At 71.5% G+C, this 11,847-nt stretch carries 10 protein-coding genes; 1 reads left to right on the top strand and 9 read right to left on the bottom strand.

Annotated features, from left to right (window positions below; all coding sequences use genetic code 11):
• Positions 1 to 59 precede the first annotated feature (59 nt).
• Positions 60 to 704 carry a hypothetical protein gene (locus tag ACIP60_RS20640; RefSeq protein WP_400686491.1) on the bottom strand — a complete coding sequence of 215 codons (645 nt, stop codon included), beginning with the start codon at positions 702 to 704 and terminating at the stop codon, positions 60 to 62.
• Between the two features lie 220 nt (positions 705 to 924).
• Here ACIP60_RS20640 and ACIP60_RS20635 point away from each other — a divergent pair, with 220 nt between their 5' ends.
• On the top strand, positions 925 to 2,364 hold the full coding sequence (locus ACIP60_RS20635; protein WP_400686489.1) for a recombinase family protein: 1,440 nt from the start codon (positions 925 to 927) through the stop codon (positions 2,362 to 2,364).
• A gap of 47 nt (positions 2,365 to 2,411) precedes the next feature.
• On the opposite strand, the gene ACIP60_RS20630 is transcribed toward ACIP60_RS20635, so the two are convergent.
• The 8 genes from ACIP60_RS20630 to ACIP60_RS20595 form a co-directional block, all read right to left on the bottom strand.
• Positions 2,412 to 4,340, bottom strand: coding sequence for a TIGR03960 family B12-binding radical SAM protein (locus tag ACIP60_RS20630; RefSeq protein ID WP_400686487.1), 1,929 nt, complete (start codon positions 4,338 to 4,340; stop codon positions 2,412 to 2,414).
• Between the two features lie 85 nt (positions 4,341 to 4,425).
• Positions 4,426 to 5,625, bottom strand: a complete 1,200-nt coding sequence (gene rodA / locus ACIP60_RS20625) for a rod shape-determining protein RodA (RefSeq protein ID WP_400686485.1) — start codon at positions 5,623 to 5,625, stop codon at positions 4,426 to 4,428.
• Positions 5,622 to 7,856 (bottom strand): penicillin-binding protein 2, encoded by a 2,235-nt coding sequence (gene mrdA, locus ACIP60_RS20620; protein WP_400686483.1) that lies wholly within the window; start codon positions 7,854 to 7,856, stop codon positions 5,622 to 5,624. The genes rodA and mrdA overlap by 4 nt, the downstream gene beginning before the upstream one ends.
• A gap of 21 nt (positions 7,857 to 7,877) precedes the next feature.
• Positions 7,878 to 8,522: a rod shape-determining protein MreD gene (gene mreD / locus ACIP60_RS20615; protein ID WP_100836134.1), complete on the bottom strand. Its 645-nt coding sequence runs from the start codon at positions 8,520 to 8,522 to the stop codon at positions 7,878 to 7,880.
• Positions 8,522 to 9,457, bottom strand: a complete 936-nt coding sequence (gene mreC, locus ACIP60_RS20610; RefSeq protein WP_400686480.1) for a rod shape-determining protein MreC — start codon at positions 9,455 to 9,457, stop codon at positions 8,522 to 8,524. The genes mreD and mreC overlap by 1 nt, the downstream gene beginning before the upstream one ends.
• Positions 9,458 to 9,566: 109 nt before the next feature.
• Positions 9,567 to 10,592: a rod shape-determining protein gene (locus ACIP60_RS20605; RefSeq protein ID WP_030458241.1), complete on the bottom strand. Its 1,026-nt coding sequence runs from the start codon at positions 10,590 to 10,592 to the stop codon at positions 9,567 to 9,569.
• A 364-nt stretch (positions 10,593 to 10,956) separates the two neighbouring features.
• Positions 10,957 to 11,370, bottom strand: coding sequence for a nucleoside-diphosphate kinase (gene ndk / locus ACIP60_RS20600; protein WP_100836136.1), 414 nt, complete (start codon positions 11,368 to 11,370; stop codon positions 10,957 to 10,959).
• A gap of 96 nt (positions 11,371 to 11,466) precedes the next feature.
• Complete coding sequence (locus ACIP60_RS20595; protein ID WP_100836137.1) at positions 11,467 to 11,844, bottom strand: DUF4233 domain-containing protein; 378 nt, start codon at positions 11,842 to 11,844, stop codon at positions 11,467 to 11,469.
• Between the last annotated feature and the right edge of the window lie 3 nt (positions 11,845 to 11,847).

Below are 11,847 nucleotides of genomic sequence, written 5' to 3'. Positions count from 1 at the left end.
GGCCTCGCACCGCGTGCGGCTCCGGCCGGACCTTGTCCCCACCAAGGGTACGCGGTGCGTCAGCCGAGCAGCGTCCGCCGTACCTCCCGGGCCACCCGGCGGACCTCCGCCTTGACGGGCCACCAGACGTCGCGGCGCACCCAGCGGCAGGGGGCGACCACGGTGAAGCGCCAGATCCGGCCGCCGAGCCGCCAGGCCCGGCGGAACGCCAGCCAGAGCGCGCGCAGCACCGGGAACAGCACCGGCCGCCACAGCCGGTCCCGGAACGCCCTGCCGAGCGGCACCAGCACCCACCGCCACAGCGCCCGGACCGGCACCGCGACCAGGTGGTACGCCAACCAGGCGACCACCCGGCCGAACCCGACCGCCAGGTACGCCGTCCCGCGCCCGATCGGGGCCAGCACGTAGTTCCACAGCGCCGCCAGGACCGGCCGCACCACCCACCGCCACAGCCAGGTCAGCGGCACCACCACCAGCCACCGCCACAGCCGGCCGACCGGGACGACCACCAGCCAGTACAGCAGCGGCCCCAGCACCCACCGCCAGAGCAGACGCAGCGGCCGCAGCAGCACCCTGTCGACCAGCCAACCGACCCCGCGGGCGACCAGCGCCACGAGTTCCCACAGCAGCCGCAGCGGCACCACCACCGCCACCACCACCGGCCGCACCACCGCGACCAGGCACCCCCCGCCCTGCTGAGCCATCGTCACTCCCCGTCGACCGATCAGCCGATGGTAATACCCAGGCAAAGGGCCCCCGCCACGGGGTCGTGGCGGGGGCCCGGGGGTGAGGCCGCGTCAGCTGTTGACGACCGTCAGCGGGAGCAGCTTCTTGCCGGTGGGGCCGACCTGGATGTGGGTGTCCGTCTGCGGACAGAAAGCGACACGACCACATCCAGGTGGCAGCCACTTCGTTGGCCAGGCCGTGAACACGAACCCGACGCGGGCAACACCGCACGTGCACTGGCGTGAGAACGACCTCGCCCTCCTCGAAGAACTCCTGGCCGATGAACGGCGCCTCCCGCGGAACGCGCCGCGCGCCCTGCTGTCGGTGAGGCTCTCGACCTTCACCGCGGACACCACGTCACCGATGCGCCAGGAACTCGACCTACGACGGCTGGCGCGGGAACGTGGCTTCCGTGTCGTCGGCGTGGCCGGTGACCTGAACGTCTCGGCCACCCGGGTCCCTCCGTGGAGGAGGCGGCAACTGGGTCATTGGCTGATCGACCGCACACCCGACTTCGATGTCCTGCTCTTCTGGAAGCTGGACCGCTTCGTCCGCCGCCTGACCGACCTCAGCGTGATGATCGAGTGGTGCACGGATCACGGGAAGAACCTGGTCTCGCTGCACGAAGCGATCGACCTGTCCACGGTGGCGGGCAGGGAACTCGCGAAGGTGATCGGGGGTGTGGCCGAACTCGAGGCGGGCGGCACCAGCACACGCGTCGCCAGTCTCTGGGCCTACACGAAGACCCAGTCCGACTGGCTCGTGGGCAAACCCCCCTACGGATACACGACGGACACGGGGGGCAGACTGGTCGTCGAGCCCGGGGCTCGTCGCGTCCTGCGCTGGTGCCACGGCGCGGCACGGCGCGGAGTGTCGGCCCGCCGGATGGTCGCCGTACTCCTCCGGGCCCGGGTCCCCACCGGCGGTGGCGGCCGGTGGACCACCACCACGCTTCTTCGACGGTTGCGCAACCCGGCACTGTGCGGGTGGCGGGTCGAGGCGGAGCCGGGCACCCGCCGGGCGAGGGTGGTGCTCGACCGGAAGGGCGCTCCCGTCAGGGTGGCTGATCCGATCTTCAGCGAGCAGGAGTGGCAGTCGCTGCAATCGGCTCTCGACCGTAGGGCCACCGCGCGGCCCCGCCGAAGCCCCGGCGGGACCACCGAGTTCCTGGGAGTACTGGTGTGCGCTGACTGCGACACCAACATGACGGTGCAGCGGACCAGGACGGACCGACGCGTCTATGCCTACCTGCGCTGCCGGAGCTGTCCGAGCGGGGGCCGGGGAGCGCCGCAACCGGGCGCCGTGTACGGGAGGCTCTCCGCCGAAGTCATGACCGGTCTCGGGGCGCTCCCAGTCCGCGTACGGGAGTACCGAGCCGGCATGTCCGGCGAGAACGGACCGGAGGGGGCGCGCTGGACGCTGTCCGCGACCGGCGACACCTTCGGCGACCGCTGGCAGCGGGAGGGGACCGGAACGATGGCGGACGACCTGCGGCGGGCGCGGGTCACTTGCCGTGTCCGCCGGACGAAGGTCCCGGGCCGCCGGGCGCCGGAGGTGGATCTGGAACTGGCCGTCCTACCCGATGTGGAGGACCGCCTGGTCGTCAAGCCGGACGCATTCGCGGAAGGACACCCGTGACGCGGTCGGCCCCGCACCGGGGCGGGGCCGACGGAACGGGCGCGGCTCTACTCGTTGACGACGGTCAGCGGCAGCAGCTTCTTGCCGGTGGGGCCGATCTGGATGTCGAGGCCGAGCTGCGGGCAGACGCCGCAGTCGAAGCACGGGGTCCAGCGGCAGTCCTCGACCTCGACCTCCTCCAGCGCGTCCTGCCAGTCCTCCCAGAGCCAGTCCTTGTCGAGGCCGCTGTCCAGGTGGTCCCAGGGCAGCACCTCCTCGTAGCCGCGCTCGCGGGTGGTGTACCAGTCCACGTCGACGCCGGTGCCGGCCAGGCCCTTCTCGGCGGAGGCGATCCAGCGGTCGTAGGAGAAGTGCTCGCGCCAGCCGTCGAACCGGCCGCCGTCCTCGTAGACGGCCCGGATGACGGCGCCGATCCGGCGGTCGCCGCGGGAGAGCAGGCCCTCGATGATGCCGGGCTTGCCGTCGTGGTAGCGGAAGCCGATGTTCTTGCCGAACTTGCGGTCGCCGCGGATCGAGTCGCGCAGCTTGGTCAGCCGCGCGTCGGTGGCCTCGGCGGACAGCTGCGGGGCCCACTGGAACGGGGTGTGCGGCTTGGGGACGAAGCCGCCGATCGAGACGGTGCAGCGGATGTCGTTGGTGCCGGTGACCTCGCGGCCCTTGGCGATGACGTTCTTCGCCATCTCGCCGATCTGCAGCACGTCCTCGTCGGTCTCGGTGGGCAGGCCGCACATGAAGTACAGCTTCACCTGGCGCCAGCCGTTGCCGTACGCGGTGGCCACCGTGTTGATGAGGTCCTCCTCGGACACCATCTTGTTGATGACCTTGCGGATGCGCTCGGAGCCGCCCTCGGGGGCGAAGGTGAGTCCGGAACGGCGGCCGTTGCGGGAGAGCTCGTTGGCCAGGTCGATGTTGAAGGCGTCGACCCGGGTGGAGGGCAGCGAGAGGCCGATCTTGTCCTCGGCGTAGCGGTCGGCCAGGCCCTTGGTGACGTCGGCGATCTCGGAGTGGTCCGCGGAGGACAGCGAGAGCAGGCCGACCTCCTCGAAGCCGGTGGCCTTCAGCCCGCGCTCGACCATCTCGCCGATGCCGGTGATGCTTCGCTCCCGCACGGGGCGCGTGATCATGCCGGCCTGGCAGAAGCGGCAGCCGCGGGTGCAGCCGCGGAAGATCTCCACCGACATCCGCTCGTGCACGGTCTCGGCGAGCGGGACGAGCGGCTGCTTCGGGTAGGGCCACTCGTCGAGGTCCATCACGGTGTGCTTGGAGACCCGCCACGGCACGCCGGGGCGGTTCGGGACGACCCGGGCGATCCGGCCGTCGGGGAGGTACTCGACGTCGTAGAACCGCGGGATGTACACGCCGCCGGTCTTGGCCAGGCGCAGCAGCAGTTCGTCCCGGCCGCCGGGGCGGCCCTCGGCCTTCCAGGCCCGGACGATGTCGGTGATGTCGAGCACGGCCTGCTCGCCGTCGCCGATCACGGCCGCGTCGATGAACTCGGCGATCGGCTCCGGGTTGAACGCGGCGTGGCCGCCCGCGAGGACGACCGGGTCGTCCATGGTGCGGTCGGCGGCGTTCAGCGGGATGCCGGCCAGGTCGAGCGCGGTCAGCATGTTGGTGTAGCCGAGCTCGGTGGAGAACGACAGGCCGAACACGTCGAACGCCTTGATCGGGCGGTGCGCGTCGACCGTGAACTGCGGGACGCCGTGCTCGCGCATCAGCGCTTCCAGGTCCGGCCAGACGCTGTAGCTGCGCTCGGCGAGGACGCCCTCGCGCTCGTTCAGCACCTCGTAGAGGATCATCGTGCCCTGGTTGGGCAGCCCGACCTCGTAGGCGTCGGGGTACATCAGCGCCCAGCGGACGTCGCAGGCGTCCCAGTCCTTGACGGTCGAGTTGAGCTCGCCACCGACGTACTGGATCGGCTTCTGGACGTGCGGGAGGAGGGCCTCCAGGCGTGGGAAGACCGATTCGACAGTCATGCGCAAGGACCTTTACGGCAGAAAAAGCAGTGACCCTTCAGGGTAGCCGAGCCCCGGGGGTCACTGTTTCCACGCGGTGGGGGGGTCAGACCCCTATCGGCCGCTGCGAGCGCACCGACTGCAGCAGTCCGACCGCGATCCAGACCGCGAACATCGAGGAGCCGCCGTAGGAGACGAACGGGAGCGGGAGGCCCGCGACCGGCATGATGCCGAGGTTCATGCCGATGTTCTCGAACGCCTGGAAGGCGAACCAGGTGACCGCGCCGGCCGCCAGGACCGTCCCGTACAGGTCGCTGGCGTGGCGCGCTATCCGGCAGGCGCGCCACAGGATGACGCCGAGCAGGCCGAGCATCAGCAGGCCGCCGGCGAAGCCGAGTTCCTCGCCGGCCACGCTGAACACGAAGTCGGTCTGCTGCTCGGGGACGAACTGGCCGGTGGTCTGGGTGCCGTGGAACAGGCCCATGCCGGTCAGGCCGCCGGAGCCGATCGCGATCCGGGCCTGCGCGGTGTTGTAGCCGACGCCGGCCGGGTCGAGCGCCGGGTTGGCGAAGGCCGCGAAGCGGTCGATCTGGTACTGGCTGAGGATGCCGAGCTTCCAGACCGCCAGCGCCCCGGCGGTGCCGCCGGCCAGCAGGCCGACCACCCAGCGGTTGGCGGCGCCGGAGGCCAGCAGCACGCCGAGCATGGTGACCACCATGACCATCACCGAGCCGAGGTCCGGCATCAGCATGACCACGGCCATCGGGAAGCCGGCCACCGCCAGTGCCTGGAGCACGCTGCGGGTGGGCGGGACCTCCCGCTCGCCGGCGTCGACCCGGGCGGACAGCACCGCGGCCATGCCCATCACGATCGTCAGCTTGGCGAACTCGGCGGGCTGGATGGAGAAGCCGCCGCCGAACTGGATCCAGGCGTGCGCGCCGTTGATGGTCGAGCCGAGCGGGCTGAGCACCGCGAACAGCATCAGCACCACGGCCAGGTAGATGAACGGCACCGCGGTGCGCAGCCGGCGGGTGCCGAGCAGGATCACCGCCACGCACAGGCCGATGCCGATCGCCAGGTTGGTCAGGTGCCGGTACAGGAAGTACTGCGGGTCGCCGTGGGTGAGCTGGTCGCGGCCGCGGGTGGCGGACCAGACCAGCAGCGAGCCGATCACGGAGAGCGCCAGCGCCGCCAGGATCATGATCCAGTCGAGCCGCCGCAGCGGGGAGTCCTTGGCCAGCGCCCGGCCCAGCGAGGAGCGCCGGGGCGAGAGCCGGACCGCCCGGTAGGAGTCGTACGAGGTCATGCCCGGCCCCTTCCGTACCCGCTGCCGCGGGTGGGTTCGACGGCGGCGAGCAGCACGCCGGACACCTGGCCGGCCCGGGCCGGCGGGGCCGGGTCCAGGAAGGTCGCGCCCGGCTCGTAGCTGAAGGCGGTGGGGACGATCGCGGTGCCGTCCGGGTTGAACTTGGGCAGTTCGGCCTGCGGCTTGGGCAGCAGCGCCTTGGAGTTGTCGATGGTGCCCTTGTCGTCGACGCCGTACAGCGCCTGGTAGATCCGGCGCACCGAGTCGCCGGAGCCGCCGGAGCCGGTGCCGCCCTGACTGATCGTCATGACCACCGCGTAGTCGTTGCTGTAGGTGGTCAGCCAGGAGGTGGTCTGCTTGCCGGCGACCTCGGCGGTGCCGGTCTTGGCGTGCAGCTCGATCTTGCCCTGCGGCCAGCCGGAGCCGGTGAACTTCCAGGCGGCGGTGCCGGAGGTGACGACGCCGGCGGTGGCCTGGTCGATGTACTCCAGCAGCTTGCCCTGGGCCGGGATCTTGCCGTCCTCGTGCGGGGCGATGTCGCGCACCAGGGTGCCGTCGGGGCTGACCACGGCCTTGCCGATGGTGGGCCGGTACAGGGTGCCGCCGTTGGCGAGCGCCGAGTAGATCCGGGCCATCTGGAGCGGGGTGACCAGGGTGTCGCCCTGGCCGATGGCGAAGTTGACCATGTCGCCGGCGCGCATCTGGTTGCCGTCGGCGCAGTTCTCGCGGGCGATCTCGTCGGCGTACTCGTGGCCGCCCTTGGCCGCCTGCTGGCACCAGGAGTCCTTCATCGCGTCGTAGTAGGACTGCTTCCACTGCCGGTCGGGGACCCGACCGGCCACCTCGCCGGGCAGGTCGACGCCGGTCTTGGCGCCGAGGCCGAACTCGTGGGCGGTCTTGAAGAACCAGTCCTGGGCGTCCTTCTTGGGCTTGAGGCCGCCGTCCTTCATCCACTGGTCGTAGGCCAGGCCGTAGAAGACGGTGTCGCAGGAGACCTCCAGGGCCTTCTCCAGCGAGATGTCGCCGAAGCTCTCGCTCTCGAAGTTCTTGAACTCGCGGCCGCCGATGGTCAGCGACTTCGGGCACGGGTAGTGCCCGTTGAGGTCGTAGCCGGCCTGCGCGGCGGCGGTGGTGGAGACCACCTTGAAGGTGGAGCCGGGCGCGGACTGGCCCTGGATGGCCCGGTTGATCAGCGGGTAGTTGGAGTCCTTGCTGTTCAGCGTCTCGTAGTCCTTGGCGGAGATGCCGCCGACCCAGAGGTTGGGGTCGTAGGTGGGGGCGCTGGCCATCGCCACGATCCGGCCGGTGTGCACGTCCATCACGACGGCCGCGCCGGAGTCGGCGATGTAGTTGCGGCTGGTCTCCTTGTCGTACACCTTGCGGGCCTCGGCCATGGCCTGGGCCAGCTGGTCCTCGACCACCTTCTGCACCCGGGCGTCGATCGAGGTGACCAGGTTGTTGCCGGACTGCGCGGGGGTGGTGCCGGCGCTGCCGATCACCCGGCCGAGGTTGTCGACCTCCAGCCGGTCGACGCCGGTGGTGCCGCGCAGGTCGTCGTCGTACACCGACTCCAGGCCGGCCCGGCCGATCTGGTCGGAGGGCAGGCGGCGCTCCCGGCCGGTCTTGTCGGCGGTCTTGGTGACCTCGTCGTCGGTGACCGGCGAGAGGTAGCCGAGGATCTGGGCGGCGCTGGCGCCCTCCGCGTTGGTGTAGCGGCGCAGCGCGGTGGGCTGGGCGGTGACGCCGGGGAAGTCCTCGCGGCGCTCCATTATCTGCATCGCCTGCTGGGTGGTGGCCTGCTGGGTGACCGGGATCGGCTGGTACGGGGAGCCGTTCCAGCAGGGCTGCGGCGTCTTGGCGTCGCACAGCCGGACCTTGTTCTGCACGTCCTCGGCCGGGACGCCCAGGACGTCGGCGAGCCGGGAGAGCACCGCCTTGCCGCGGTCCTTCTGCTGGAGCAGCGCGGTGCGGGAGACCGACACCACCAGCTTGGTCTCGTTGCCGGCCAGGATCCGCCCGGAGGCGTCCAGGATCTCGCCGCGGACGGCGGGCTCCACCACCTCGCGGATGTGGTTGCCCTGGGCCTTCTCGGTGAACTCCTTGCCGTTGCGGATCTGCAGGTACCACAGCCGGCCGCCGAGGGTGGCCAGCAGCGACAGGACCAGCACCTGGAGGACGACCAGCCGGATCGTCACCCGGCGGGTCCGGCCGGTCTCGGGGATGTTGCTCACGTGCGCGGTCTCCGTCCCGGCTCAGGGGCGCTTGGCGAGGCCGAGCGCGCGCTTCTTCTTGTAGGGGGTGGCGGAGGGCTGGCGGGTGGTCCGGTAGCGGGCCAGCGCGCCGAGGCCGGAGCCGCCGTCCGCGCCGCGCTCGGTCTCGTTGACCACCCGGTCGCCGTCGAAGCGGCGGGCCAGCAGCATCACCAGCGGCACCGTGAACGGGGCCAGCAGCACGTCGTACAGCAGGGCGCTGAACACCAGGCCGGTCAGGCCGACGTGCCGGGCCGCGGTGTCGCCGACCAGCGCGCCCACCGTCGCGTACAGCAGGGTGGAGAGCACCGCGGCGACCGCCACCACGCCCAGCGCGGACAGCGCCGAGCGCTGCCGGCCGCCCTCCGGGCGGAGCAGGCCGGCGCCGTAGCCGACCAGGCAGAGCACCAGCGCGTACCGGCCGACCGCGTGGTCGGAGGGCGGGGCGAGGTCGGCCAGCAGGCCGGCCCAGAAGCCGACCAGGCAGCCGCCGGTCGGGCCGTAGACCAGGGCCAGGCCGACCACCACCAGCATCAGCAGGTCCGGGGTGGCGCCGGGCAGTTGGAGCCGGCCGAGGACGCTGACCTGGATCACCAGGGCCAGCACCAGCAGCACGGCGGACAGCAGGACGCGGCTCGGGCGCGGCATCAGTTCCCCCCGGTGGTCGGCGGTACGGCGGCGATCGGCGCCTGCGGGTTGCCCGCGGCGCCGGCGGACGCGGCGGGCACCGGCGGCAGCACGGCGTCCCGCGGGTCGGTGCGCGGCGGGACGACCACCACGCCGACCAGGTCGAGCCGGGTGAACTGCACGTACGGTTCGACCAGGATCGTCTTGGTCAGCTGCCCGGGCGTGGCCTGCACCTCCTTGACGGTGCCGACCGGCACGCCGGGCACGAACGGGCGGCCGCTCTGCGAGCCGAAGGTGACCAGCCGGTCGCCGGCCTTGACCTGGGCCCGGCCGTTCAGCAGTTCGATCCGCATCGGCGAGGCGCCCTGCCCGGCCGCGAAGCCGATCTCGCCGCCGCCCTCCAGCCGGACGCCGGCGGTGAAGCCGGGGTCGGAGGCGAGCAGCACGGTCGCGGTGGTCGGGGCGACGGTGGTGATCCGGCCGACCAGGCCCTGGCCGTCGATCACGGTCATGTCGCGGGTCAGGCCGTCGTCGCTGCCGGCGTCGATGGTGATGGTCCAGGAGAAGCCCTGGGCCGCGCCGATCGCGATGACCTGGGCGGCCTTGACGGTGTAGCCGCCGGAGCCGGCCGTGTGCAGCAGGTCGTCGAGCTGCTTGGTGCGGCCGGCCGCCGCGTCCGAGGAGGCCAGTTTCTGGCGCAGCTCGGTGTTCTCCCGGGTGATCTGGTCGAGCCGCTGCTGGTGGGTGCCGGCGTCGCGGATCGCCCGGATGTAGCCGGCGACCGGGTCGACCGCGCCGGCCGCGGCGTTCTCCACCGGGCCGAGCGCGGAGGCCGCGGCCCGGCGGGCGCCGCCGAGCGGCGAGTCCTGACCGCCCTTGATGTCCACGGTGATCAGGGCGAAGGCCACCACCACCAGCAGGACCAGCAGTAGTCGGCTCTCTCGGGTGTCCCTCACGGTGGTGCCGCCGCCCCTTCGTGCTGCATGCTCATCGGCTCAGCTCGGTGTGTAGTTCGGATTGCCTTGCTCAACGGCGCTCAACGGCGCTCGATGGCGCTCAAGACGCTCAACGACGCGGTTGGGCGTCCAGGACCTGCTGCAGTGCCTCGAACTCCTCGACGCACTTGCCCGCCCCCAGCGCCACCGAGTCCAGCGGGTTCTCCGCGATGTGCACCGGCATGCCGGTCTCCCGGCGCAGCCGCTCGTCCAGGCCGCGCAGCAGGGCGCCGCCGCCGGTGAGCACGATGCCGCGGTCCATCACGTCGCCCGCGAGCTCCGGCGGGCACTGGTCCAGCGTGGTCTTCACCGAGTCGATGATCGAGTTCACCGGCTCGTCGATGGCCTCGCGGACCTCGGCGGCCGAGATGACCACGGTCTTCGGCAGGCCGGAGACCAGGTCGCGGCCGCGGATCTCGGCGTGCTCGTCCTTCTCGCCCTCCAGGCCGAACGCGGAGCCGATCGACATCTTGATCTGCTCGGCGGAGCGCTCGCCCAGCAGCAGGCTGTACTCCTTCTTGATGTGCTGGACGATGGCGCTGTCCAGCTCGTCGCCGGCGACCCGCAGCGACTGCGCGGTGACGATCCCGCCGAGCGAGATCACCGCGACCTCGGTGGTGCCGCCGCCGATGTCGACCACCATGTTGCCGGTCGGCTCGTGCACGGGCAGGCCGGAGCCGATCGCCGCGGCCATCGGCTCCTCGATGATGTGCACCTGGCGGGCGCCGGCCTGCATGCTGGCCTCGACCACGGCGCGGCGCTCGACGCCGGTGATGCCGGAGGGGACGCAGACCACGACCCGCGGGCGGACCAGGTAGCGGCGGCGGTGGATCTTCATGATGAAGTACCGCAGCATCCGCTCGGTGATCTCGAAGTCGGCGATCACGCCGTCCTTGAGCGGGCGGATCGCGACGATGTTGCCGGGGGTCCGGCCGATCATCTTCTTCGCCTCGGCCCCGACCGCGAGGATTCCGCCGGTGTTGGTGTTCACGGCCACCACCGACGGCTCGTTCAGCACGATGCCCTTGCCCCGGACGTACACCAGCGTGTTCGCGGTGCCTAGGTCGATCGCCAGGTCCCGGCCGAGAAACGACAGGTTGTTCGCCATGGGATGTCGAGTGCCTTCCCGAGTTCGGATCAAGGGCGGGGAGCGGGCCGGCCGTGCGAGCCCGCGAGAGGGCTGACGGCGGCTGAGCAGCCGCTCCGTGCCCGTGAGTTGGGTCCATCGTAGTCACGCCGGTCAGCGCGGGCGGCGGGTACGGCGTGCCGCCCATTCTCCGGGGGCGAATCAGCTTCTCCTGGCATTGGGACGCCGTGTCGGAGGGTAGGGTTCCGTGATTTGAGGATTAACGCCCAGAGGGAGCAACCCGATCCGCCGTCCGGCCCCTGAGCTGCTCGTTCCCCGTGGGCGGCGCCCCATGCCCGGCGGGGGCACGGAGCACCGGATCGCTACCGAATCCTCACGCGTGCGCGGGGAAGAAGATCTTGATCTCGCGCTCGGCCGACTCCGGGGAGTCCGAGGCGTGGATCAGGTTCTCCCGGGTGATGGTCGCGTAGTCGCCGCGGATGGTGCCCGCGCCGGCCGCCAGCGGGTCGGTCGCGCCGGCCAGCGCCCGGATGCCGGGGACGACGTTCTCGCCCTCGACGATCAGCGCGATCGACGGGCCGGAGGTCATGAAGCCCAGCAGCGGCTCGTAGAAGTCGCGGCCGACGTGCTCGGCGTAGTGCTGCTCCAGGGTGGCGCGGTCGAAGGTGCGAAGCTCCATCGCAGCGAACCGCCAGCCGGCCTTGCGCTCGATCCGGCTGATGATCTCGCCGGCCAGGCCGCGCTGCACGGCGTCGGGCTTGAGCAGGACGAGAGTGCGCTGGGACACGGTACGGCTCCTGAGGTGTTCGGTCGTGCCTGACTGTGCCCCCGACACTACCCCGGCCGGGCCGGCACCCCGTCGCCCAGTCCCACGTCAGGCCGGTCAGGCCGGAGCCGCGGCCCCGTCGACGGCCGACTCGGCGGCGGCGGACTCGGCGGCGGCCCGCCGGGCCTTGAACTCGTCGATCTTGCGGCCGTAGTGGACCGAGCACCACCACAGGCCGCCGAACACCACGCCGAAGGCGTACATGGTCGGCAGCACCAGCCCGCCGGCCAGCACGGCCAGTTGCAGCGCCCAGCCGACGTACACCGCGCCGGGGCGGGTGATCACGCCGCACAGCAGCACGCACAGCGCGATCGCCACCGCGCTGACCGCCCAGATGGTGCCGGTGCCGACGTCGGTGAGCTTCATCGCCACCAGGCCGGCGAACATGATCAGCAGGGCCTCGCCGATCAGGGTGGAGGAGCACAGGGTGCGCATCGG

It is taken from the genome of Kitasatospora sp. NPDC088783 (genome assembly GCF_044750705.1).
Classification (GTDB): Bacteria; Actinomycetota; Actinomycetes; order Streptomycetales; family Streptomycetaceae; genus Kitasatospora; species Kitasatospora fiedleri.
This window is presented reverse-complemented; position numbering and strand designations above follow the sequence as displayed.